The sequence below is a fragment of the Methanohalobium evestigatum Z-7303 genome, from assembly GCF_000196655.1.
Lineage (GTDB): Archaea > Halobacteriota > Methanosarcinia > Methanosarcinales > Methanosarcinaceae > Methanohalobium > Methanohalobium evestigatum.
In genome coordinates, this window is sequence record NC_014253.1 from 915,540 (window position 1) to 939,830 (window position 24,291).

At 34.6% G+C, this 24,291-nt stretch carries 26 protein-coding genes; 10 read left to right on the forward strand and 16 right to left on the reverse strand.

The window, feature by feature from the left end:
* Positions 1-189 precede the first annotated feature (189 nt).
* The 3 genes from METEV_RS12845 to METEV_RS04725 form a co-directional block, all read right to left on the reverse strand.
* The gene (locus METEV_RS12845) at positions 190-321 is read right to left on the reverse strand and encodes a hypothetical protein (protein WP_269634944.1); all 132 of its coding nucleotides are present in this window, start codon (positions 319-321) and stop codon (positions 190-192) included.
* 717 nt (positions 322-1,038) lie between these two features.
* Positions 1,039-1,536, reverse strand: coding sequence for a J domain-containing protein (locus METEV_RS04720; protein WP_049890975.1), 498 nt, complete (start codon positions 1,534-1,536; stop codon positions 1,039-1,041).
* Positions 1,537-1,548: 12 nt separating this feature from the next.
* Positions 1,549-2,514: a hypothetical protein gene (locus tag METEV_RS04725; RefSeq protein WP_013194416.1), complete on the reverse strand. Its 966-nt coding sequence runs from the start codon at positions 2,512-2,514 to the stop codon at positions 1,549-1,551.
* 540 nt (positions 2,515-3,054) lie between these two features.
* On the opposite strand from METEV_RS04725, the gene METEV_RS04730 reads away from it, so the two are divergent.
* The 3 genes from METEV_RS04730 to METEV_RS04740 all read left to right on the forward strand — a co-directional run bounded on the left by METEV_RS04730 (position 3,055) and on the right by METEV_RS04740 (position 4,119).
* Entirely contained in the window at positions 3,055-3,378 is a 324-nt protein-coding gene (locus tag METEV_RS04730; protein ID WP_013194417.1) for a DMT family transporter, read from the forward strand.
* Between the two features lie 122 nt (positions 3,379-3,500).
* Positions 3,501-3,893 (forward strand): DUF2178 domain-containing protein, encoded by a 393-nt coding sequence (locus tag METEV_RS04735; protein WP_157197284.1) that lies wholly within the window; start codon positions 3,501-3,503, stop codon positions 3,891-3,893.
* Between the two features lie 19 nt (positions 3,894-3,912).
* Positions 3,913-4,119, forward strand: a complete 207-nt coding sequence (locus tag METEV_RS04740; protein ID WP_013194419.1) for a helix-turn-helix transcriptional regulator — start codon at positions 3,913-3,915, stop codon at positions 4,117-4,119.
* A gap of 23 nt (positions 4,120-4,142) precedes the next feature.
* Here the strand turns inward: METEV_RS04740 and METEV_RS04745 are convergent, their stop codons facing one another.
* From METEV_RS04745 to METEV_RS04780, 9 genes are all read right to left on the reverse strand, one after another.
* Positions 4,143-4,913 (reverse strand): flavodoxin family protein, encoded by a 771-nt coding sequence (locus tag METEV_RS04745; RefSeq protein WP_013194420.1) that lies wholly within the window; start codon positions 4,911-4,913, stop codon positions 4,143-4,145.
* A 447-nt stretch (positions 4,914-5,360) separates the two neighbouring features.
* Positions 5,361-6,164 (reverse strand): hypothetical protein, encoded by an 804-nt coding sequence (locus METEV_RS04750; protein ID WP_013194421.1) that lies wholly within the window; start codon positions 6,162-6,164, stop codon positions 5,361-5,363.
* A gap of 381 nt (positions 6,165-6,545) precedes the next feature.
* Positions 6,546-6,671, reverse strand: coding sequence for a UPF0228 family protein (locus tag METEV_RS12965; protein WP_157197370.1), 126 nt, complete (start codon positions 6,669-6,671; stop codon positions 6,546-6,548).
* Positions 6,672-6,843: 172 nt separating this feature from the next.
* Complete coding sequence (locus tag METEV_RS04755) at positions 6,844-7,686, reverse strand: DUF7847 domain-containing protein (RefSeq protein ID WP_232216883.1); 843 nt, start codon at positions 7,684-7,686, stop codon at positions 6,844-6,846.
* 223 nt (positions 7,687-7,909) lie between these two features.
* Positions 7,910-8,620, reverse strand: coding sequence for a flavodoxin family protein (locus tag METEV_RS04760; protein WP_013194423.1), 711 nt, complete (start codon positions 8,618-8,620; stop codon positions 7,910-7,912).
* 165 nt (positions 8,621-8,785) lie between these two features.
* On the reverse strand, positions 8,786-9,790 hold the full coding sequence (locus tag METEV_RS04765; protein WP_013194424.1) for an RNA-guided endonuclease InsQ/TnpB family protein: 1,005 nt from the start codon (positions 9,788-9,790) through the stop codon (positions 8,786-8,788).
* A gap of 571 nt (positions 9,791-10,361) precedes the next feature.
* A complete protein-coding gene (locus tag METEV_RS04770; RefSeq protein WP_013194425.1) occupies positions 10,362-10,628 on the reverse strand; it encodes a hypothetical protein in 267 nt (88 codons plus the stop codon).
* Positions 10,629-10,720: 92 nt separating this feature from the next.
* Positions 10,721-10,969, reverse strand: coding sequence for a hypothetical protein (locus tag METEV_RS04775; protein ID WP_013194426.1), 249 nt, complete (start codon positions 10,967-10,969; stop codon positions 10,721-10,723).
* Positions 10,970-11,387: 418 nt separating this feature from the next.
* On the reverse strand, positions 11,388-11,606 hold the full coding sequence (locus METEV_RS04780) for a DUF1699 family protein (RefSeq protein ID WP_049890977.1): 219 nt from the start codon (positions 11,604-11,606) through the stop codon (positions 11,388-11,390).
* A 267-nt stretch (positions 11,607-11,873) separates the two neighbouring features.
* On the opposite strand from METEV_RS04780, the gene METEV_RS11990 reads away from it, so the two are divergent.
* The 4 genes from METEV_RS11990 to METEV_RS04805 all read left to right on the forward strand — a co-directional run bounded on the left by METEV_RS11990 (position 11,874) and on the right by METEV_RS04805 (position 15,747).
* A protein-coding gene (locus METEV_RS11990; protein WP_394296168.1) for an IS630 family transposase occupies positions 11,874-12,897 on the forward strand; the annotation gives its coding sequence in 2 pieces (ribosomal slippage) (positions 11,874-12,341 and positions 12,343-12,897; 1,023 coding nt in all).
* A gap of 160 nt (positions 12,898-13,057) precedes the next feature.
* The gene (locus METEV_RS04795) at positions 13,058-14,215 is read left to right on the forward strand and encodes a PQQ-dependent sugar dehydrogenase (RefSeq protein ID WP_013194428.1); all 1,158 of its coding nucleotides are present in this window, start codon (positions 13,058-13,060) and stop codon (positions 14,213-14,215) included.
* Positions 14,216-14,217: 2 nt separating this feature from the next.
* Complete coding sequence (locus tag METEV_RS04800; protein ID WP_013194429.1) at positions 14,218-15,183, forward strand: aldo/keto reductase; 966 nt, start codon at positions 14,218-14,220, stop codon at positions 15,181-15,183.
* A gap of 39 nt (positions 15,184-15,222) precedes the next feature.
* On the forward strand, positions 15,223-15,747 hold the full coding sequence (locus METEV_RS04805; protein WP_013194430.1) for a hypothetical protein: 525 nt from the start codon (positions 15,223-15,225) through the stop codon (positions 15,745-15,747).
* Between the two features lie 21 nt (positions 15,748-15,768).
* Here METEV_RS04805 and METEV_RS04810 read toward each other — a convergent pair whose 3' ends face one another.
* Both METEV_RS04810 and METEV_RS04815 read right to left on the reverse strand, forming a co-directional pair.
* Positions 15,769-16,455: a hypothetical protein gene (locus METEV_RS04810; protein ID WP_013194431.1), complete on the reverse strand. Its 687-nt coding sequence runs from the start codon at positions 16,453-16,455 to the stop codon at positions 15,769-15,771.
* Between the two features lie 29 nt (positions 16,456-16,484).
* Positions 16,485-17,459 (reverse strand): YbgA family protein, encoded by a 975-nt coding sequence (locus METEV_RS04815; RefSeq protein ID WP_013194432.1) that lies wholly within the window; start codon positions 17,457-17,459, stop codon positions 16,485-16,487.
* A gap of 262 nt (positions 17,460-17,721) precedes the next feature.
* Between METEV_RS04815 and METEV_RS12665 the strand changes: the two genes are divergently transcribed.
* Positions 17,722-18,621 carry a fasciclin domain-containing protein gene (locus METEV_RS12665; protein WP_013194433.1) on the forward strand — a complete coding sequence of 300 codons (900 nt, stop codon included), beginning with the start codon at positions 17,722-17,724 and terminating at the stop codon, positions 18,619-18,621.
* A gap of 66 nt (positions 18,622-18,687) precedes the next feature.
* On the opposite strand, the gene METEV_RS04825 is transcribed toward METEV_RS12665, so the two are convergent.
* Positions 18,688-18,963: a hypothetical protein gene (locus METEV_RS04825; protein ID WP_013194434.1), complete on the reverse strand. Its 276-nt coding sequence runs from the start codon at positions 18,961-18,963 to the stop codon at positions 18,688-18,690.
* Positions 18,964-19,179: 216 nt separating this feature from the next.
* Here METEV_RS04825 and METEV_RS04830 point away from each other — a divergent pair, with 216 nt between their 5' ends.
* Positions 19,180-19,806, forward strand: a complete 627-nt coding sequence (locus METEV_RS04830) for a hypothetical protein (protein WP_013194435.1) — start codon at positions 19,180-19,182, stop codon at positions 19,804-19,806.
* 192 nt (positions 19,807-19,998) lie between these two features.
* Here the strand turns inward: METEV_RS04830 and METEV_RS04835 are convergent, their stop codons facing one another.
* The gene (locus METEV_RS04835; protein WP_013194437.1) at positions 19,999-23,661 is read right to left on the reverse strand and encodes a hydantoinase B/oxoprolinase family protein; all 3,663 of its coding nucleotides are present in this window, start codon (positions 23,659-23,661) and stop codon (positions 19,999-20,001) included.
* Positions 23,662-23,785: 124 nt separating this feature from the next.
* Between METEV_RS04835 and METEV_RS04840 the strand changes: the two genes are divergently transcribed.
* Entirely contained in the window at positions 23,786-24,214 is a 429-nt protein-coding gene (locus METEV_RS04840) for a hypothetical protein (RefSeq protein WP_394296170.1), read from the forward strand.
* Positions 24,215-24,291: the final 77 nt, after the last annotated feature.

Genomic DNA, 24,291 nt, shown 5'->3' on the forward strand with positions numbered 1-24,291 from the left:
GAACAGTTTAAACTGTTAACTTCCTGCTCCATTTCTCGTGATATAACTTATGGTTCACTAGGCTTTGCCTAAAAAGTCCTTCTGCACAAAAAATTACTAAATTTTTCCATTTGTTTTTGGAAAAATAATTACCTTTTAAGAACCGATACAAACATTTTTACCATCTGTAATCCTATTTAAAAATAAAATTTAGGAGATAAAATTGGATAAACGAAAACTTTTGATTATAACTCTTTCAATATCGATATTTTTCATCTGCACGAGTTTACCGGCAGATGCAGTGGATTCTGGTGTTGACGTGTCAGAACCACATGATTCCATAGAGGACCCACTAAAATCGGAAATATCTCAACTGCTGACGTACTCCAACGGATAAATCCTTAGGGTTCTATGGTCGCCATCCATCTATATTCATTAGACACTTTCATCCCCCTGTTTACACAGGGAAATTTCCCACTTTATGGTTAAATGTTTCTTAATTGATTTCAGCATCTAATTTTCCTATGTATATATATCGTTTCACAACGTAAGTTTAGTATATCTAAATCAATGGATATTTTGCGAAGTAATAGAACAACCTATAGGTGATTGTGTAACTCCCATATGGTTACCCCCACATTAGCTTGCCTCCATATCCATTATTTAGTTTCAACCAATAACTTTGTTATTGGTTTCTATCCCCTTTTCTATACTCCCAACAAATATCCACGTTTCAATTTTTCCCTTTTACTATTTTTTAATACTTAATTTCTAAACATAAAATTAATTTTAGTTGCAGGGCAAGAAAATTTTTTGAACTGGAGAGTAAAGAGGATAATAAGTCCTGCAACCAAAATTAACAATGATAGAATATGTAAGAAATTATCCTATGATATTAGAACGTTTTTTTTATTTTTCGGACACCCTCATGTAGCCCAATCTTCGTCCATCTGTTTTTCAATTGAGAAATTACTGATTATGTGACTTTGTAGATATGCTTGATATTCGAATGTTCATTTAAATCTACAATATCTTTAAATGTAATTTCTACAAATCCAATCAACTACAAATTAATAAAAAACTATAAAATAGAATATCACTTGTGATGAAAGAGTAAGAAATAATCAAAACTATTAATAATGCAATCCATTTAACCCAAATCCAAGGTGTTTTATTATTAGTTTTTGCCTTTTTAGAAGCATTATAATGTCGAGAGAATGTATTTTTCCTCTTTGGAGAATAAGAGTATCTGTATACTGTTCTTCTGCTATTTTTACGAGCACTTGATGGTTTTTTAGCCCGGTCATAAGATGCTTTATTATCTCTATATTTTCCTAGACTCATTTCCATATCGTATATTTCACGTTTTTTTTCATCTCCAAGAACTTCAAAAGCTTTATTTACATTCTGAGCCTTATTAATAGCTTCTTGAGTACTATTTTTATCAGGGTGCCAAAATAAAATCTGTTTTCTGTAGGCTCTTTTTATTTCTTCATGTGATGCATCATCAGTAACACCAAGAACTTCATAGGGGTCTATTTCCATATTTTCATACACGTCTAACACACCTTATCGATCAGCCTCAAAAAGCTTATACCAAGCTTTATCAATCCTTGTTGTGATTTTATAATTTTTATCTGGACCTGCTACAACATATAATTCATTTCTCTTCTCAACATTACTTTTAAATTTAACATATGAAATGATTAAAGCTATGCATATCCCCCATACGATGAAAGGTGCAACAGAATAATGGTTAATTACAAGATATCCACCATAACCGGCTAATCCTAATGTTAAAGTGGTAAATATTATATCTCGAAAACCGTAGATTTTCATCTTATATCCACTATGGAGGTTGGTTTTAACAGGTTCAGGCAAGTTGATATTTGCAAAAACGCTCCTTGCCAAATTATATATATAATAATAAGCCATGAAAAGGTCGTCTGCAGGGTCTTGGGCAACATGTAAATACCCTTCAAATAATTCTGCGCCAAATCGGTTAGATTCTACATCTACATGTCTACGAGTTTCCATTGCAGATACTACTTTATCTATATCTATTTCTCCCTCCACTAAAAATGATTCATCTTTTATTGCAGCTACAAATATTGCGTATCCAGCGTCCTGCTCTAATGAATGAATGCTGTTTAAGTACTCCAAGATGTAACCGTTCTCATGTGGAGAGAAAATGAAAATCTTGCGAGAAAAATCATCTAAATTGTTTAAATATTCTAGAATGTAACCCTCATCATTTTGTGGATAGTAATTATAAACCGTATTCATACCATTGCAAATATGGCATGCTGCATACGCAAAAAGCTCTACAGATTTTTCGAATTCTCCCTGAAGATACTTTTTTCGTGATTCTATCAATTTATTTTTTATATCTACTTTAGATTTTTCAAATACATACATAGATGAATATGGTTTAGTTTTCAAGCAAACATTTCTTGCAGTTTGTATAAACTTCTTGTTTACCCCGATTGCATGCAATATTCTAGTAACTACCATTTCACGTGTGACAGGGTACATGTTCAATCCTTTTTTGCTGACATTCTTCTATAATTGATTTTCTCTGATTGTTTTCATTCATAGAATACCGTACATTACCACAAATCTGTGAACTAAAAAACAAGATTATTAGTATCCATAGAGAAATCATAGTTATCCAGTTCATTGACTGCTTTCTTACGAATGAACAGGCTGTACGACAATTAGTATTAATGGATACATCTTCTACAAAAGGACTTGTCAGGTAGCGATATGATTAGTTCTAATAATTTCTCTTATATCATATGACAGCAGATATGTATGTTTTTTGATGATTGGATAAATGCCACCATTAAATAAATTAACCAATCATTTATATTTATTTGCCTTGTAGATAAAATAAATTTATAGTATCGAATTATCGGACAGCCTGTCAAACTGAAGTATTCGCTTCAGTTAGGGAGAGGTGGTTGATACTTTCCACTGTTTTTTATCTAAAAGATATAAACTAAATATATCAAACAATACATTATTGAAAACTAACTTTTTGAACAAAACCGAATTAATGGAGACATTTTAGATATGAGTTATATAATGCTTTTGTTAGGGATTATATTTGAAGTGTTTGGAACTACATGCATGAAATTATCAGAAGGGTTTGCAAGAACAATCCCTTCAATTTTGATTTTCGTATTTTATGCTATAAGTTTTACATTTGTAACCTTTGCTCTCAAAAAAATAGATGTCAGTGTAGCTTATGCAATCTGGGCAGGTTTTGGTACTGCATTAATTACAATTATAGGAATTTTCTGGTTTAAAGAACCAATGAACCTATTGAAAATGGTGTCTCTTTTAGTTGTTGTTATCGGGATAATGGGCTTGCACATAAGTGACAAAATCTATTGAACTTTAAAGCATATTTCTTATAACCATTTTTTGCTTTATACAGTGATCTTATGTAAGTTTTAGTTGTCATTATGGAAAGTTATATATACTTAAAGTAAAGTATAGTTTACATGGTGATATAATTGCAAACTAAAGAAATGGGTATGTTAATTATAGGTATTGTATTATCTCTGATAGGTATTGGGTTCTATGTTTTTGAACCCGCATGGATTGCAAGTTCTGTTGGAGCTGGGGGAGCGTTTATAGGTGCGGGTGTCGCAATGATTGCAATAATCTTGCGCAGTCTCCAAATAAGAAAGAAGAGAGGAGTTATAGAAGATGAAAGAGATTATCGTATCGCTGAGAAAGCCAGTCATAAAGCTTTGACCATTATAATTATCCTGGAAGGTGTACTGTTGGCCGGCATCGGTGTCACTGAATCAAATATTCAGGCACAACCTGTGGTATCACTTCTGTTTGCTGTTACAATGCTAACATATGTCGGGTTTTATTACTGGTACAAGAGGCAGATGTGAGTTCTGAAGAGGAATCAAAATGAAGAACAATCTGAAAGTTTGGAGAGCAAAGAAAGACATCACTCAAGAATACTTGGCAAAAGAAATGGGTGTGACAAGGCAGACAATCAATGCTATAGAACGAGGTAAATACGACCCCAGTATACAGCTGGCCTTCAAACTGTCAAGGTTTTTTGAATGCTCTATAGAAGACCTATTCATTTTTGAAGAGGCGGATTTGGAGTGAATTTTTAAGTGCTATCTTTAAAATTAACTACTAATTTTTCTCATCAGAAATTTTTCTACAATCCAAGCAACTGCATTCTTAATAGGGTTTACATTTGCATTCACATAATAGTTGCTGGAAATTTTTGTTGTGTAATATTCGTAATCTTTAGGAAAATCTATTTTTGCTCCAGCCTCTGTAAAAATTGCTTTTTGTAACCTGAATTGGACCAAGCTGGAAAATTTCGGTGAAAGGATATCTTTATTGACCAGGTCATTGTAAAACTGTTTTGAAGTTTTCTCAAGAGTTTCTATATCCTGATCCACAATTTCTTCCTTACCTCCAACAGGTGGTACTGTTAGTGGAAGTTTTATTATCGACCTGCATCCCCATGTTGTTACAGCATTAGCCATATATTCTAATGTGGTTTTTGCTCCATAGCTTCCAACAGTTGTTAAAACCAAAGCAGATTGGTTAAACAACCTGGGCCTATGACAGATATAAGCGAACCGGTCCAGGAAATTTTTAAAAAGCCATGATACGTTCATAACATATGTAGGAGATGCAAATATAATGCCATCAGATGATATCATTTTCTCTTCTATTTCTATCTGTGCATCTTTCAATGGACACCTTTCCTCCCCTATGCGAAGACAATTGAAACATCCCTTACAGGTCTTTAGGTCTATTTCATTTAAGAGGATATATTCTAAGTTGACATCACCAAAGTTTTTCATCTCTTTCTCTACAAGCCTGACAGCTTTGTACGTATTGCTTTTTCCTCTAGGGCTTCCAATTATTGCTAATACTTCCACTTCATCCTATACTTATCATTTTACTCAAATAGATAGGATAGTATATATACTTAATCTGTACGCTGGATTAATGAACAATTCAAAAATATAAACTGCAATCGAGTTGTAAACTATTACCTGGCTAAAGATCAAGGGGCTTCAGAAGGAATTAACTCCAATGAACCTTAACCTTCAAATAATACAAAAATTTTTATTATATACTTGCTGAATTTCGGTTTATTAAATATTCAGCATTAAGGCTTTGTAGAAAAATTATATAAATCGGCATCATTGAGCTTAAAAAAATAAAGAATCCAATTATTATTTATCAGAAAATTGAGGATTTCTACAGAGCACATCTTTCTTTATCATATATTGGATAACACAACTTGGGTACTGTGATTTTACAGGATTTGATTTTACTGTAAATACTTTGTCATGAACCTTTGTTCTATCGCTTATTGCAAATCATCTATTATACACTATTTCTTTCTTTTTTGAGGTCAAAATATATGCTTCAGCAAAAAGCAATAAGATAATACTGGTTACTGCTGTAGCGATGACCGTAGGATATTGGGTATCAAAGCCTTCAGATGATATGTGCCTTAGCAAAATTCCTGCATATGCCCAAATAATAACAAGTCCGTAAGCTACATCTCTATTTTTAATCATTGTCACGGTTGCAATGGTAAACCCGACAGCAAGTATTACAACAGTCCAAGTAACCTCAGACAAACCGAACCCCTCCCATCCGATGCTTACTAAAAGTACTGTTGCGTTAGCAATGGTCGCTATCGTAATCCACCCAAAATATATACTGAATGGAAGCCTAATGAAAAAATACTCTTTTGCAGAGAATCTTTTATTAATTGTCAATTTATTTATCAGTATCAAGCAAACAAGTATTACAACAATTAACAGCATGGATAATGGGATTTTATAATAATGCCATGAGAAAACCCAAGCTGCATTGGCAATGGAAGAAACCGAGAATAATATTCCAATCTTATTGAATAGTTCAGTTTTGAATATTTTTGTGTCGCCTCGAAAAAGTCCAATATGGTAAAGTGTATATCCTGCAAGCAATAGGTATATAAGCCCCCATATTGAGAAGGTCAGCCCTGCGGGAGCAAAGAGATTAGGAAAAGAATCCGAAACTTGTCCAGTGGTTACTTCATTGATTGGCAGAATATTGGCCAACACATTTACAATTAACATTGTCAAAAAGGTCACTACCACAATAACCTTGATCAATGTGGTCATTTTTTCCATATAGTACCCCCATCATAATATATACAAACTCTGAAATCAAAGGTAATAAAAGTTTTCTTAGTTCAGATGTAGATATATGCCATTTTCTCTCATTTACTTGGAGCTATTCAACCTATGAAGCAGGATTCGCCTTCCAAAAGGTAAGAGTAGTTGACTTAAGCCAATTTTTCAATGTTTCATGTAACGATGAAAATATCAATGTGCTTTGATAGGCTTTGACCATAAAGTAACTCTTAAGACTATAAAATCAGGAGGAGGGGTTATGGTCAAGCCATGTAAGAAAATAAATTAATAATATCCAATGTTGTACCTTTTTATCTTCTATATCATCAAGGCCTACTGTAAGAACTTTTTCCTTTTTAATAAATCCTCTTTCATCCTTTAGGCTGTGTCATAATTATCCCAGTTATCTGGTTCATCACTGAAACGGATATAGCACCAAACAAACTTTTTCAATTGCAAGGCCTGTTTAGACAATACATCAAGAAAATCCTTGTAATCAGCAATCTAATGAAGGATAAGTATAATGTAGTTATCAACTTTTTTATTTCATATTAGGCATAGTTCCAGTTATTATAATTGAAATTTGAACGAGATTGATTTAATGAGTTTAATCTTCCCACTTTTTTAATTTGATTTTTAAAAAAAAGAAATGATGAGTTATTCAGTATATTTCTGTTCACTCATCTAAGGTATCACCTGATTCTGAATCATGGATTTCCCATCCAGTGTTCCCCATGTAAAGGATTGTCCACCATATCGTAATTACTGCAGGTACTACAACAACACTTATAATAGTGCTTATGAAGCTCCATAATACTGAAAGTGTTTCAAATGGTGTGAAAATTCCTCCCATGACATTAAGTGCAACAACAATTGCAATAATAACCAACCACAATACAACTACAGAACCTTTATTATTGAAAAAGAATCTGTAACCGGTTTTTAGAGCATTCACAGGACCCAAGGTATCTACAACAAGCGCATAATATGTTAGCGAAAGTACTAGTGTGACTATAATACTATAAATTATCCATAATCCAATACCTACTAATAGTGCAGGTAATGCTGGAAGTATTGATTCGGGGTCAGTAAAATTATTTATCTGCAAAATACCAGGTAGGACAAAAACTACTCCTGCCAAGGTAATCAAATAATAAATTATCTGCAACAGGAAATAATTGAAAAAATGTTTTTTACCAGAATTTATCATCTCTTCAAAACTTGTTCTGCCGTTTATAGCAGCATCTTTAGACATTCCAATTGCACCGGTGGTGAAAAATGCTTGTATCAACAACGTGATAATCCACATTATTATTAAACTTATAACAAGCGGTACAATGTAGGGACTAATCATCGATAATAATTCCATAAATTCTTCCTGATTCATCTGAGGACCAAATGATAGTTGAGAGGTCTGTGAAAGAGCAGGAATCATAGATACTGCTATTATGACAGCATAGGCTACCCACGCAATACCTATTATGATAGTAGACAGTATGAAAGGTAACGAGATTTTCAAATTTTTCGTCCAGGTTATAAAACCACGATTTAGTACTGTTTCAAGACTTATAGACAATTTTTTTCACTCCCCCTTATAATTAACATGGGTGATTGTATATGTATACATATCCATGTTTTATAAATTATCGTATTTTTTAAAAATAGTCAAAATAGGATTCTGTAGAAAACCTATCAGAACCATAATCCATAGGTTGAAACTGGCATTTCCTCTTATTTGCTTATTATACACCTTTTGCGATTTCTTCATCCCAGTGCTGATTAACGCCTGCCATAAACTCATCGTCACTAATCAGTTCGGCATGAATAGTTTTAATGATATTTTCCGAAACCTGACCGTTGGTGACCATTTCTTTACCGGCCTTTCGTAGCGCATCATAAAATTCGTTGATTCTTTTTTTGACATTCTCATCAGGCCAATCCTCTTCCTCTAATACTCCCCCACTGTTTTGGTAGACTTCAAGTACGGGGTTCTGAGAAGCCATATATGCTTTGAATAAGTCAAAATTATGTTCTCCGGGGAATCCTGCATTTGCAATCATAAAAAAACGGGGATAATGCATTCTTTCCTCATGATAACAGCTTCCATCTTCATTTTTGTGAATATGTGGAGTTGCGGTAGGTAGCAGTCTTTCATTGAATTTCTTTAGTATTGAGGTCATGAACAATCCATAGACAGGAGTAGCCATTCCTACATAATCCGATTCAAAAAAAAGATTTATGAGATTGGACATGTCGTCATTAATCACACATTTTCCGGGAGTTTTAGTCCAGCAACTGAAACAACCATAACAATGATTGATATTATACTCTGCCAAAAATATCTCTTCTGTCTGAGCACCCGCTTGTATGGCCCCTTCAAGTAAAGGATTAACAATTCGATGGGTATTACTTTTTTTCCCTTTGGGACTACCATTAAAAACAGTTATTTTCATGTTGATTCTCCTATTATGGGATTTGTAGAAAACCAATCCTCTACTTTTAATAGGAGCATAAACTTATAAAAGGATGTATTCCACTAGTTTGCACTAAATATTTAGTTTCTGTTTCACTGACGTACATCCACGGATAAATCCGTGGGGTTCTGTGGTCGGTGGGCGTCACACCGTTGCCACTTGCGGGGCGCCAGTACTCCCGTACGATGCATCTCTGTCTGCACCGCATTGATCACCGGAGCGCATAGCTATATTGAACGCCGCGTTTGCGTCCGCATGATCAACGTGTCCACAATGAGGACACTTGAATGAATCTCCATTTCTAATACCCAGATAACCACATCTACTGCAGTCCTGCGAAGTATATTCGGGTTCTACAAATTCAATTTTGACTCCAAGCAGCCTGGCTTTGTATTCCAACATAAATTGTAGTTGATAGAACGACCAGCTGTGCAGGGAGTATTTGAACGATTTTTTACATTTCGCGGAATCCCTTATACCTTTCAGGTTCTCCATCCTGATACCACAGTTATTGGCAGCAGCGGTATCCACTATCCTGGAACTGATTTTATGGTTCAGATCCCTGACAATCCTTGACTCTCTGTCATTGACCTGTTTAACCTTCTTGTATTTCCCTTTGACCTGTAGTTTCCTACGGTCGTTTTTATATTTCAGATGTATATGCTGTGCTTTTTTACCCAGTTTCCAGATTTTACCGGTCTTCGGGTTAGACATCACAGCTATATGTCCGGTTGTATTCAAATCGACACCCAGATAATCCTCCGGTTCGATTTGTTCTTTCTCAGGCACGGTCACCGACACATAAACGTATTTCTCACCGATTTCAATCTGGTTGATTTTTTCAAAATCATCAGGAAAATAATACCTCAAATCAAGTTTAAGAGGAGTTATCCTTATTTTTCTCTCATTCCTGTTTAACTTTACACTCTGGTTAGGTATTGTCAGTTTAACACTGGTTACCTTTTTAGCGGATTTGTCTTTAGCATATTTCTTGAGAATCTGGTTTGAAATAGCCGAATTCAATCCGATATGCTTGACATCTTTAGATGAACGGGTACGATATTTGACACCATATTCGGCTACTTGCTTAGCTTTTGCAAGTTCTTCAGAGAAATCCCGATTATGTTTGATTTTATAAGTTAGTATCAAATATCATCGCCTCTGTTAAAAGATACGGGCTGATAGAATAAAATAATTATGGTTAATAAATCAATAACCAACGGGGTTGTTTCATCCAACGGTTAGATACCGTTGGCTTTCACGTACCCCTGTTGCCCCATCTTCGTAATTAATACTCATTACACTTGGCACATTTGCTTAGAAGATTATTTTATTGAATTGAAAGTTGTCAGACAGGCTGATCCGTTGGAACGGCCCAGTAATTTTTAAACAAAGTCTATTTCCTATCTGACAAAATGTATATACACTAACAAGATATATAGAATAATCTGTAGTTCTATATCAATAATTTTGATATTATCAAAGGTGTGATTGAATCAATATTTTAATTTTGGTTCTCTGACATACTCCTAAGGAATTTTGACCTTATTTGTATAGATATTAAAACTTAAATAAGTAGATGGAATTGTCATGGTTGTCCAATAGATTGAACAAATTGGATAACTCCGTGGGAGGTAGGTTATACCTACCTCTATACCGCTATAATTTTTAGGATAAAGAGCACGTTAATATGATATCGTTAAATCAGATAATTGATTAATTATTTGAGTGTATCATCGTCTGCATCTAAATCATTATTAATCATCACTTTTTCAGATTCGACTACCCATTTTGGTATCCAAACACCCTGTCGATATGAGTCCAGCATCAAATATTCATCATTGATTTCATTAAGGACCTTGGATATATGATTGAATTCAATGTTGTTTTGTTCCAGATAATCTTTGTTTATCCTAAAACGTAATTCATATTTAGGTGTCTTTTCAATCAACACCATAATGTAATCTGTAGTTTTTGCAATTATCATCCCCTCCCCTAATAAAATAAAGGGTATATTACATATATCCTATACTTTTTAATTAAACTACAATTAATATATATAATATATTAAGGTTTTTATTAAAATTCAAGTACTACCTCTACAACATCTTTCGGTATCCAGGTGCTGTTATTAAAGGAATCAAGTAGCAAAAAAGAGTCACTTGTTTCATGAAGTAAATGAGTTCTTTCAGGGAGTAATATTCTGTTATCTCTCAAATACCAGACAGGTATCCTTATAGAGTCAATTTCAGATGTATTTATGAGATTAATTCTCTTATAACCAGATGTTTCAATAATAATCCCTTCTTGGATATCTCTATAGTTCAATTAATAATATAGAAAGTAAGTTATTTAAAAGTTGGTACATTGTTCCTTTTCGTGAAGGCATTATTTTCTTTAGAATTTAGTTATAAAATAACAGCGTTGAAAATTTTAATGCCTTTATAATATTTAACACTTAAAAAATAAAAGCATCGTTTATTATAAATATTTATAATTCCATAGTAAGGGATAGACAGCAGACGTAGAGGATGAGGGAAAACTCTACATCTGTCTGAAAGCAGTGGACGAGCGGATTTTATGGTTGAGTGGGGTTCAACCATCGGGAGATGTGGTTTAAAGTAGTCTAAAGATATCTGTCCGATCAGTGTGATTTGGGGTTGTCACGGTCGGGCAGGTAAATCTTTATCAAGTAAATAAAAGTTCCACACTCAAATTGTATCTATATAACATATAGTATATAACTTTACTGGTATTTTTGTTTGATTATAAATCTGATAAATTCTGGTTCTAAGTTTGTTTCTTTATCCATTTTATCAATGATTTTATCTTCAGAGAAACCTTCATCCATCAAATCATTAATCTTTTTATAAACGTCATTTGGAATTTCAGAGTACTTGTTTATATCTTTTCTGTGGCCCCATTCATTAATATATTCTGGAATGCCAAACTCAAGAAAGTCCAACCATTTTTCAATTATGGGTAAAGTAGTCTATGATGCCTGATAAAGTCCATATGTTTCATCTTTTTTATTTTCGTCAAGGTATTCTATTCTTGAAACAAAACTTGATATCCTTGAAAATTGATATTCCAGCCAGTATAAATTTTGAAGTTGTGTTTTAAAGACTTCATTAGAAGTTATTGCCGAAATATTAACACTGTTTAAGGATAATTGTCCTTTATATTATAGTCTAACACATAATATATGAACTATTACATCATATATCTTATTATGACAAAACCTGAACAAATACCCATTCAAAAGCATATTACATACGATGAACTTTTATACCTTATAAGACACGAGAAATACGCAAGGGTACTGACGAGATTATATTTTATCAAGTACCGCTATGAGGGTAACAGCGTAATAATTTCTTCTGAACGAGTGGGGATCTCGAGTCCAGTAGGTCATCGATGGCAGAAGAGATGGAATGAATCTGGATATGAGGGATTGATTCCGCGATACACCGGAGGAAGACCACCAAAACTCACACAGCAGCAGAAAGACCAGCTTAAACAGATACTTAAATCCAGGAATGGTTGGACTACAAATCAGGTTAGAGAACTCATAATCAATGAGTTCGGTGTGGAATATTGTCTTATGCAGATACGAAGGATTCTCAAAGAATTTGGTATGAAATACGCTAAGCCTTATCCACACGACTACCGAAAACCTGATGATGCCGACGAAATTTTAAAAAAACATTCCTGAATTGGATGAGAACACCATTATCGGATTCCTCGATGAAACTTCTCCACAGAATAATGCTAATACCCTGAGATTCTGGTCATTCAACAAACCCCAGATATACAGGAATACTTGGATTAAAGTAAACACTTTAGGGTTCTATGCGCTAAACGGCAAATCTGTAATCGAGTTCAGCCCACATTCAAAGAAAGAGGATGTATGTGAGTTCCTGATGAATATCAGGAAAAACAATCCTGATAAAAGGATTGTCATAATCCTTGATAACTTCAGATCGCATCATGCAAAAACTGTTGTTGAATGCGCAGCCAATAACGGTATCGAACTGGTATATCTGCCTCCATACTCTCCAGAACTAAATCCTATCGAGTTTATATGGAAAAGTATCAGGAGAGTAATATCCGGATTCTTCGCCATCGATACAGATCACATGAAACAGCTGATTTATGAAGCGTTCATGCAATTATCAGCAAATATCAGTTTTGCAAAAGGTTGGATAAAGGAGTTTATTGTGGATAAATTTATACAACGAAAGTTATGTTACTGACTATAAAAGACGTAAATATTGTATTAAATCAATCAAAACTATGTCAATAAATGGTTTATAAGTTACGATTAGGTCTTTTTATTTTTACTATTTAATCTAAAAAATGGTAAAAGCTATTAATCTGGAATTATAATTTTAATATGGAACGTGGGGGAAAATATTGGATAATAGCGATTATACAAATAACTGGTGGATATTTCCAGGATTTAGAATAAAACATTTGGTTACAGGTCTTGATTTACCGGTAAATATAGCATTTGTACCAAAACATGGAGATAATCCCAAAAGTCCTCTTTTGTATATAACAGAATTATATGGTCAGGTTAAAGTAGTAACAAATGATTATTCCGTTTATACATATGCAAAAAATTTGTTAAATTATGAACCGAGCCATCAGTTCCCTGGGAATGGTGAATCTGGGCTTACAGGAATATGTGTTGAACCTGAATCCGGAGACCTTTATCTGAGCATGATTTATGAAGAAAAAGGTGAGGTAAAATCAAAACTGGTCAGAACCAGAAGTGATAATGGGCTTTCAATGAAAGACCAGAAAATTGTACTGGACGACATTCCTTCCACCAGAAGAGCACATCAGATACAGGCAGTTTCAATAGGTTTTGATAATAAAATCTATGTTAATTTTGGTGATGGTGGAGCATGGTATAAATCACAGGATGAAAATGATTTTAGAGGTAAAGTTGTACGTTTAAACCATGATGGTACTATTCCATGGGACAATCCGATTTCAGAAAACCCTGTATATGCAAAAGGTTTCAGAAATCCATTTGGAGCTGCATGGAGAAAAAGTGACCAGCATCTTTACATAGCCGGAAATGGTCCTGACCAGGATGACCGGATAGTCAGAGTAAAACCATACGAAAATTATGGCTGGCCCAATACCATGCGGAAAAATACCATATTCTGGTGGCACTATACTCAGGCTCCGACAGCTCTGGATTTTATGCAGGATGGACAATTTCCTCCTCTATACCATGACCATTTATTTGTGGCTTTGTTCGGGGAGTCTTATCGTGAGGGCACTGGTGTAAAAGGTAAAAGAATCGCCAAATTGCAGCTAAATGATGAAGGTACAGCAGTCAAATCCTATGATGATTTTGTAGTCTATAAGGGCGAAGGACCTGCAAGCACCTGCGGACTGGCTTTTGGTCCTGATGGTTTGTATTTTACAGACCTTCACGGAGAAAAGCAAGGTAGAGGAAATCTCTATAAAGTAGTCCCTGACGTTGAAAAGCTTAAAGAATTTAAAGATAAAGAAAATAGATATGCCAAAATCTGGGGCGACGCTCCTGGAGCATGAATATGGATTATTTAAAAATCCCCGGAACAAAAATCAAAAGCTCCAGAATTGGATTTGGTAGCCAGCCAACAGGTTACCATGATGAAAGTTATGGTTTACAGGCAATACATACAGCTTTTGAACATGGGGTTAACCTTATCGATACGTCACCGGTTTACGGAAATGGTCGTGCTGAGCAAATTGTTGGCAAAGCCTTGAGGAATTATGATAGGGATGATGTTGTAATTGCAAGCAAGACAGGTCTGGAAAAAACAGGTAGAGGGGCTGTAAGGAACAGTAGTCCAGAATTTATACTCAAAGATATAGAAGGATCGCTTCAAAGACTGGGAACTGATTATATTGATATTTATCAGATACATTGGCCAGACCCGGTTCAACCGTTTCATGAAACAGCAGAAGTTATGGAAAGTCTCAGGGAAGAAGATAGGATAAAAGCGATAGGAGTAAGCAATTTTAGTGTAGAACAGATGAAATGTTTTTCTGAGTATGTGGACATTAATACCTGTCAGTCACCCTATAATATATTTGAAAGACTAATTGAGGGAGGGGTTATACCCTACTGTATAAGAAACAATATAACTCTGTTGACCTATCGTTCTCTCTGTCAGGGTATTCTTACCGGAGCACTTGAATATAACACTGATTACAGTAAACATCCGGTTAAAAAAGACGACCCAAAATTCAAATCGCCAAGATATGAGCAGTATTTAGATGCAGTGAAAAATCTGGCTAACTTTGTACAGAATGAACACAATAAATCCATGATAGATCTGGCAATCCAATGGATACTGGATAAAGCCAACACAGTAGCATTGTGGGGGGCTTGGAAACCAGAACATATAGATGATGTTAATTTACTCTCCAACTGGAGTGTAGATAAGGAAACACGGTACAGAATCGAAAAAATAGTGAACGAATATGTCAACGACCCAGTTGGTCCGGAATTTCTTGAACCGCCAAGTAGATGAGTTGTATAAATATGATAATTCAATAGGAGAGTGTCGTAGATGGTAAACAAATGTGAATACTGGGATATATCTCCCCCCAAACCCGAGATTGGTGATACATTAACCATCTATGGTAAAACCCTGCCCAATGAATCTATAGAACTTTTAACTTCATTTGATAAAAATGTACCAGTGTCATCTGAAGGTGATTATGAATATTACTTAGAAAAGATGAACGTACCAGAAGGCATCATTTATTATACAATAACTGCAGTAGGTGTCAAATATCTCAAACTGGGTGTTAAATTGCTTTTCTGGTTTACCCGAAAAAAAGAAGCTTCACACGGTACTGCTGTTTTTTATGATAAGCATATACCTTCTGGTTCATATGATATCAAAATATATGGCAAAGCAAAAGATAATGTATCCAAAGTCAATATAAATATAAAAGTCCTCCAATCGTTAAAAGCAGACAATCAGGGTAATTTCAGATACGATTATGATACATCCTCACTTCCTGAAGGCAAATTTCTTATAGGTGTGGAAAATACATCCAAAAGGATTGATTTAAAGAATAAAAGTTAACAAACCGGTCTATAATCATCATCAACTTTTTCTTTTGTTCAGGTATTTGTTAAGTTTAAAACCGACATATGCCAATAAAGCTACAACAACACCAACTGTAGCAAAAAAGAACAATCCAATAAGGTTAAAATATGCTGTTAATGGAGATTTTTCAAAAAATTCTGATTTTAGTTCAGGCATTGTCAATATAGCGTTTATGAATTCACCGATGCTCCATGTTTCTTTATAACCTACAACAAGAACATACTTCCCTTCATTGTCGGGACTGAACACTTTGATGTTATAGGTTCCGTTGCTAACGTTAACTCCCTGAGGATAGCCGTCATTATTGCCTTTTTCAAGTGTAGGTCCCCTAAAATAGTAATCTCCTCCAAATTCTTCGTAATATCGTGTCCAGTTATGTTCAGTACCATTAAGAAGGACATGGAAATCGTTATGTTCGCCTTCGTGTTTTCTTGTAATTTTTGCAGAAACATCTTTGTCAATATCCTTTATATCAGGAACTGACAGACTGACATACAATTTATAGGGTTCTTCTGAATTAATATTGTAATAATGAGGTTCTCCGCCAAGTTCTCCATAGAAAGCCTGAGATATTTCAGGGTTTTTTATTAATGTGGAATCATCAGAAACAATCCGTGGTTGGTGGGCTGTGGATATTGTTATTATTAGAAGAAAGGCTACTATAATAAGGATGATTTTTCTCATAAACACTCCCTTCAAGTAAATGTTTTACATCATTTCCAATAATCTTTATCCCTATCCTCATCTACAGACGGTTGAAGTTTTATCGGATATGGCTGGAATAACCGGTCGTCTTTAATCCCTGTATTATCAAATCTGAGAACGTATAATTTAAGAATTTCAAGTAGACCGTGTAATGTTATTAAATTCTGTTTATATTTTTCAAGCACTTGATTGAAATACTCTATTTCATTTTGGGGTACTTTTGATGAAAATTGCGAAAAAACAGTATTTGCTGTTTGCAGATAATATTCAGATACTGGTGGTTTTGAAAACAGTTCCTTAAGATGATATTCGTAGTTATCAAACAATGTTTTTATTGGTATGTCAAAACAATTTTTAATTAGTGATTCCATTTCATTATAAATTTTTATGTTGTATGTGAGGAATAAATAATGATGTTTCTTATGATATTTAATAAGTTCATCTATAGATTTTTTTGATTTTATTCTTCTAAACTCGGTAAATGCAAAAAGGTTGGTGAGGAAATGATGTCTTATTCTGCTATTTCTCAACCTGTCATTTTCCTCTACAGGATAGCCATTATATTTTTCAAGAATTTTAGCTGCAAAAAATCCACTTCCCTTTTCTATAACAGTTGCGGATTCCATACCAGAATAAACTTTTATATTGCGGTATCCGATTGTTGGCGAACCTGATTTGAATATAAAACCATCAACATCTTGTAACTTATCCAAAAAATCATCTGTGAATTTGTCCATTTCTTCTGTTATATCTCTATTTGTTCTGTGCTGGATCAACCTGTATCTTCCGTTTATTTTCACAATTCTTATCGGGTCTCTGGGGACACCAAGACCAATTTCAACCTCTGGGCAAACTTTAATGTAGTCTACGTAGGGTTCGAGGTCTTTTACTATTTGGGAGCTTATTACATGACCATCATATCTAACATTTTCAAATTCCAGACATCTACTAACAAGTACCTTTGGCCTTGGAAATCCGTCCATAATTACCACCAACAAATATTAAATTTAGATATTTTTAAAAATTAAAATTATAAAATTATGAATTCATATATATTTATATTAACTTGTAAGCAACTTAAAAATATTGAAACACAATTTCTGAACTTTATTAAGTATAGATAATTCTTTTTAAAAATTTGTAGCATTATATATTAACTATTTTATTTATTTGGAAAATCTATATATTATATAGTCCCTATATATTCTATACGAAATTATGTTTGCCATAGGGGGGTGAAATATAATGAAAATAAGATATTTGGTTGTATTATTAACTATTTCAATGGTTTTAGTTTCAGGATGTGTTCAAACAGAACAACAAACAGAAAAGAATATAGTTGAAACTGCTCAGGATTCAGATTCATTTAATACACTTGTTCAGGCTGTTCAGGAAGCTGAGTTGGTTGAAACTTTAAGTGGTGAAGGTCCTTTCACAGTTTTTGCACCAACAGATGAAGCATTTGATAAATTACCAGAAGGCACTCTGGAAGAATTACTCAATGATAAAGAAAAACTGAGGAAAGTGCTGACATATCATGTGGTTTCTGGGAAATACATGGCAAATGAAGTTGTGGAAATGGATAGCATAAAAACAGTTCAAGGTGAAAATCTATCTATTACTGCTAATGGGGGTGTAATGGTAAATGATGCAAATGTTACACAGACTGATATAGAAAGTAGTAATGGAGTTATCCATGCCATAGATAAAGTTATATTGCCGCCATCAATGACCGAAACTGAAGAGATGAATATTGTAGAAACCGCAATCTCAGAAGGTTCTTTTAATACACTGGTACAGGCGGTGCAAGCTGCAGGTTTAGAAAATACTCTGAGAGGTGATGGACCATACACAGTATTTGCACCAACAGATGAAGCATTTGAAAAACTTCCTGAAGGAACGATTGAAAATTTGCTTGCAGATGAAGAACAATTAACAAATGTATTAACCTACCACGTGGTTTCTGGGGAATACATGGCAAATGAAGTTGTGGAAATGGAATCAATAGAGACTCTTCAGGGCAGTACGCTTGAAATAACTACAACAGATAGTGAAGTGAATATTGGTAATGCTACCGTTGTGCAAACCGATATAAAATGCAGTAACGGAGTTATTCATGTAATTGATGAGGTTTTAATACCCTAATTAAAGCATGTAAAATTCCGCTATCTAAAAAATAATTTTCAGAAAGGGTATTTCCCTTTCTTATTTTTACTTTGTTTTAACTTCAAATCCTTTAGACCCAACAGTTTTGTTGTAGATATATCCTGCAATCAAACCTATTAGATACCCTGAAACACCATAAAAAACAGGCAGCATTACAATAGACCACTGTCCCAATAAAATTGAAAATATACCTTCTCCGGGTAAATAACCACTAAATGCGGCCATAGTTGTAAACATGCCATAAATGAATCCAGCAGTACCGTTGGCTATAGCAAGTATTTTTGCTAACCCTGAGATGTCGATTTCTTTTATTATTACCATTAATCTCCCCCCACTCAAAGTTAAGAGCTTTAATATGTAATATTATAGTAATTGACTATAGATATAATTTATTAGTTAGCTTTTTACAAAACCGGTTACAAATCAGAAAGTAATTTATTGTCAACCGTTAAACTATTAATACTCGTTTTCTACTGATTACTTCAGCTAAACCTCTTTGATACTCCTATATTGACCCGCCGTATATGAGGAACCCCCATGCAAAACTTTATAGTAAAAACCTATAGATATAAAGATCTCCCCGGGAACGCCAGAAGAAACGCTATACACGAGTATAAAGAAAAAATCCATAAAAATGGGATTGTAGATGGAATAATACAGAACAGGTTAAAACAATCATTAAAAAGGAAAGGTCTTCCAACCAAAGATATTAATTTCTCAGTTGGTACACGAAATGAAGATTTTGTGCATTTTTACGGACCTGTAGCAATTAAACAATTTATAGATACATTCAATCAGTCTCTGGAAGATTATCCAGAACTGAATAAACTTGATGATATGGAACAAAATGCGGTTTTCCAGATAGAGCCTGTATCCTGTGTATTTTGTGAAAACCAGAACAATATGACAGTCAAGTACGATTTGCTCAATTCTGAAATTGATGGCAATAAATACCACAGTGAACTTGCGTCACTTTCAAGATTTATACACCAAAAATCCCTTGAGACTGCTGGCAGTCTGATAGATGAAGCATATAGGGTGGCATCAGACCAGTACAATGAGAATGTGATAGAAAACGAGTTAATCAAATGGGATTATGAATTCCTGGAAAACGGTGCCTTTATAAACCCAGCGTTGTTTGACAAAATATCGTATATGGGATGAACCAAGAAAGGGTTCATATTAATTAACCCTGTTTCTGGTTCCTCATCTTTTCTCTTTTCATCATATCGTGTTCTCTTTTGTTTCTCGGCTCTTCAACATTTTTTTCGCTTAAAAATCCAAGTAGTTTATCTTTAAGTCCCATATTTTTAAGCTCCGTTCCAAACAATTTTAAAAACTTATCTGCTATCCAAATTATTGTTTTGATATATATGTGTTTTCATAACCGTACCCTCCTCCACCGGGTGTCTCTATTGTAAAAACATCATCTTTATACACTCTGAATTTTGCTTTTCCACCCATTTCTATAACTGAGCCATCTTTGCGAATAACCCTGTTGGATCCGCATTTACCGGGAATACCGCCATACAGCCCAAATGGTGGGTATTTTCTGTGGCTTGACAATATGGCGGCATCCATTTCTTCAAGAAAACGTATTTTTCGGATTATTCCATTTCCACCTTTGTACATACCACACCCACCGCTGTTTTTCCTTATTGAAAATTCTTCCAGTATTACCGGGTATCGTGATTCCAGTACTTCAGGGTCGGTGATTTTTGAATTTGTCATATGGGTATGAACTGCATCAGTTCCGTGAAATCCTGCTCCTGCTCCCGAACCACCACAAATCGTTTCATAATATTGGTGGAACTTGTTTCCGAAAGTAAAATTGTTCATTGTTCCCTGTGAAGCAGCCATAACTCCCAGAGCTCCAAAAAGAGTATCCACTATATATTGGGAGGTCTCTACATTACCCGCAACTACAGCTGCTGGATATACAGGATTTAACATCGAACCTTTAGGAACAATGATATCGATTGGTCTGAGGCATCCATCATTTAACGGAATATCTGATTCAATCATTGTTCTAAAGACATAAAGTATAGCTGCTTTACACACAGAAACGGGTGCATTGAAGTTGTTGAACAATTGTGCTGATGTACCTGTAAAATCAATACAGGCACTTTTATTCTCATTGTCAATTTTTATCTGGACTTTTATAATACTGCCATCATCCATTTGATAGGAAAAAATCCCATTATTTAACTTACCAATGACTTTACACACTTCTGATTCAGCATTGTCCTGAACATATTCCATGTAAGCTTTAATGGTCTCAAGTGAATACTGGTCTTTTAAGTTTTTCAGTTCCTGAGAACCTTTTTCATTTGCTGCTATTTGGGCATGAAGGTCTGAGACGTTTTGTTCTGGGTTTCTTGCGGGATAATCACCCGAATTGAGCCATTTAAACAGTTCATTTTCTTGGAAATGTCCGCTATCAACCAATTTTATACCATCGGTAAAAACACCTTCTTCATGGATATTTTTACTATCAGGTGGCATTGATCCGGGAGTTATACCTCCAATGTCTGCATGATGACCTCTTGAGGCAATATAAGAATATATGTTGTTGTCATTATCAAATACAGGTGTAACAACGGTAATATCTGGCAGATGTGTTCCCCCGTGATAAGGAGAATTGAGCATATATACATCTCCCTTCTTCATGTCTGTTCCTTTATTGTTTATGAGAGATTTTACGCATTCACTCATTGAACCAATATGTACAGGTATATGGGGAGCATTTGCTACAAGATTCCCTTTTTTATCAAAAAGGGCGCAGGAAAAATCTCGGCGTTCTTTTATGTTAACAGAATGCGCAGTATTTTGTAAAGTGTATCCCATCTGTTCAGCAACAGACATAAAGCGGTTGTTGAAAATTTCAAGTATTACCGGATCAACTTCTGTACCAATAAAATCACCATCAAAACCCTGATGGGTACTTGTAAGAATTATATGGTTTTGTTCAGTAATTTCGGCTCTCCATAACGGTTCTATTACAATGGTTGACGTGTTTTCGATAATTACCGCAGGTCCGTTAATTCTACATCCCGGTTTTATATCCTCACGTCTAAATACCGGGGTATCATGATATTTATTATCGGTAAACATTTCTATGTTCCCAGTGAGTACACATTCATTGTTTTTGCTAATTTTTTGTACCGGTTCTGATTTCATATCGGAAGCACCGATAACCTCCATTGAAACAGCTTCTACAACAACTGTTTTTTCAGGAGACATGAATCCAAAACGTTGTTTGTGTTTTTTATTAAAATTTGAGATTATGGATTCTTTATCCATCCCTTCAACAAAATCAACCATGAGTGTGGTATCTGAACCTTTATATCTCAAATGTATTTTTGGAACTGAACTTATTTTATCCGATGTAATACCCTGTCTTAAAAGTCGATTTTTACCTTTTTTTTCAAGTTTTAGAAAGATTTCTTTAATGTTGTTTAATACTTTATTATCGAATTGTTGTTCTACAGCATGTTCCAGTATTTCTTTCTGGTCTGCAAGCCCTATACCATAGGCAGACAATACACCTGCATATGGATGGATAAAGATTTTATTGATACCCAGTTTATCTGCTACTTTGCAGGCATGTTGACCACCTGCACCACCAAAACAGCATAAAGCATATTCTTTAATATCATATCCGCGTTGGGTTGTGATTTTTTTGATAGCGTTTGCCATGTTTTCTACAGCTACATCCAGAAATCCTTCTGCTACCTCTTCAATTGTATGATTCTTACCTGTGTAAGACGTGATTTTATCAACCAGTTCATCGAACTTCTCGAAAACCAGCTGATTATCCAGTGGAAGATTTGCATCAGGTCCGAAGACGTGGGGGAAATATTCAGGGTTTATTTTGTTCAGCATTAGATTGCAATCGGTAACCGTAAGGGGACCGCCGCGCCGATAACATGCGGGACCGGGGTCGGAACCTGCAGAGTCAGGACCAACTCTAAAACGTTCACCATCAAAGTGCAGGATAGAGCCACCGCCTGATGCAATAGTATGTATCTGCATCATGGGTGAACGCAGATGAATACCACCAATTATATTTTCAAAACTTCGCTCATATTCCCCTCTATAATGAGCCACATCAGTAGAAGTACCACCCATATCAAAACTAATGACCTTATCAAAACCAGCCATACTGGATGTAGTTACAGCACCTACAACACCACCTGCAGGACCGGAAAGGATACAGTCTTTGCCCTGAAATGAATCTGCATTTACAAGTCCGCCATTGGACTGCATGAACATCAATCTGGTTTTTTCGGTTTCATCATCTTTTTCATGAGTCTGATTGTTTTTAAGCATAGATATTATATCGTTTATATATCTTCCAAGCACAGGTGACAGATAGGCATCCACTATTGTCGTTTCGGCACGGCTTATCAGTTTTATAAGTGGGCTTGTTTCATGGGACATTGATATCTGAGAAAATCCGATTTCTTTTGCAATTTCTGCAATTTTAATTTCATGTGAAGGGTATCGGTAGGCATGCATGAAAGCAATGGCAATAGAGTTTAATCCAGAATCATAAGCGGATTTTAATTTTTCACGTACTGATTCAAATTCAAGTGGATTAATCACCTGTCCATCTGCATTATATCTTCCAGAAACTTCTATTACACAATCATAAAGTTGTTGAGGTTTTATAATTTCAAGTGCAAATATGTCAGGTCGGTTCTGATAACCGATACGTAATGCATCTTTAAACCCTTTAGTAATTACAAGAACAGTTTTCTCACCTTTTCTTTCTAAAAGTGCATTGGTTCCTACAGTTGTACCCATTTTGATAACATCAATTTTATCTGCGGGTACTGGTGCATCATTGGAAGAATTAAGAATATCTTTTATTCCCTGTATAGCTGCATCATGATATTGTTCAGGATTTGTTGAAAGTAATTTGTGAGTTACCAGTTTCCCATTAGGTTTTTTTGCAACAATATCTGTAAACGTACCGCCTCGGTCTATCCAAAATTGCCAGTTCTCGGATTTCATGATTAATTCAACAAAGTCTGTTGTGATATATCAACTATATTATGCCCATGTAGAAATCTTTAATACAAATAAAACTTTCATTATATTCAATATATAATAAAAATATTGAAAATTATGGTTGTGGGTGAAGAGATTGAATAAATATGAAAACAGGGTAATTGTTGGATTATTTTTGATAATTATGGGGACATTTCTTAAATGGCATGATTTCATGGAATATTACAGGGCTTATGGTCCATCTGGTATTGGTGAAGTAAGCCAAAGAGTTACAGGGACCGTTGCAGGTTATGATCTTATAGCAGGCAAGGTGATTTTTGCATTATCATTGATACTTGTTGTATTGATTTTCCTTCCAAAACCTGCATTATATCATAAAAGACTACTTTCAGCGGAGTTTTTTCTTACATCTGTAATTACTGGACTTTTTGTTATTGGAGGACTGATTCCTGTATTTACACCAACCCAAAATATAGGACCGGGAATAGGTTTAGTGGTTTTATTTGCAGGATGCATTATTACACTTGTTTACCTTAAAAAAGATTTGAATAGTTAAAAATCTGTTATCTAATACGGTTAATATAAGGATATTTTCAGATATTTATATAAGGGTAATAAAAATAGTAAATGCAG

What these genes read in the sequence shown, in the direction of transcription:
- METEV_RS04760 (WP_013194423.1), bottom strand. Translation starts at nt 8,620, where the DNA reads ATGAAAATAACTGTTTTTAATGGTAGTCCCAAAGGGAAAAAAAGTAAT.
- METEV_RS04815 (WP_013194432.1), bottom strand. Translation starts at nt 17,459, where the DNA reads ATGGACGGATTTCCAAGGCCAAAGGTACTTGTTAGTAGATGTCTGGAA.
- METEV_RS12845 (WP_269634944.1), bottom strand. Translation starts at nt 321, where the DNA reads ATGGAATCATGTGGTTCTGACACGTCAACACCAGAATCCACTGCATCT.
- METEV_RS04770 (WP_013194425.1), bottom strand. Translation starts at nt 10,628, where the DNA reads ATGATAATTGCAAAAACTACAGATTACATTATGGTGTTGATTGAAAAG.
- METEV_RS04830 (WP_013194435.1), top strand. Translation starts at nt 19,180, where the DNA reads ATGCAAAACTTTATAGTAAAAACCTATAGATATAAAGATCTCCCCGGG.
- METEV_RS04825 (WP_013194434.1), bottom strand. Translation starts at nt 18,963, where the DNA reads ATGGTAATAATAAAAGAAATCGACATCTCAGGGTTAGCAAAAATACTT.
- METEV_RS04725 (WP_013194416.1), bottom strand. Translation starts at nt 2,514, where the DNA reads ATGTACCCTGTCACACGTGAAATGGTAGTTACTAGAATATTGCATGCA.
- METEV_RS04810 (WP_013194431.1), bottom strand. Translation starts at nt 16,455, where the DNA reads ATGAGAAAAATCATCCTTATTATAGTAGCCTTTCTTCTAATAATAACA.
- METEV_RS04805 (WP_013194430.1), top strand. Translation starts at nt 15,223, where the DNA reads ATGGTAAACAAATGTGAATACTGGGATATATCTCCCCCCAAACCCGAG.
- METEV_RS04835 (WP_013194437.1), bottom strand. Translation starts at nt 23,661, where the DNA reads ATGAAATCCGAGAACTGGCAATTTTGGATAGACCGAGGCGGTACGTTT.
- METEV_RS04750 (WP_013194421.1), bottom strand. Translation starts at nt 6,164, where the DNA reads ATGGAAAAAATGACCACATTGATCAAGGTTATTGTGGTAGTGACCTTT.
- METEV_RS04730 (WP_013194417.1), top strand. Translation starts at nt 3,055, where the DNA reads ATGAGTTATATAATGCTTTTGTTAGGGATTATATTTGAAGTGTTTGGA.
- METEV_RS04800 (WP_013194429.1), top strand. Translation starts at nt 14,218, where the DNA reads ATGGATTATTTAAAAATCCCCGGAACAAAAATCAAAAGCTCCAGAATT.
- METEV_RS04740 (WP_013194419.1), top strand. Translation starts at nt 3,913, where the DNA reads ATGAAGAACAATCTGAAAGTTTGGAGAGCAAAGAAAGACATCACTCAA.
- METEV_RS12665 (WP_013194433.1), top strand. Translation starts at nt 17,722, where the DNA reads ATGAAAATAAGATATTTGGTTGTATTATTAACTATTTCAATGGTTTTA.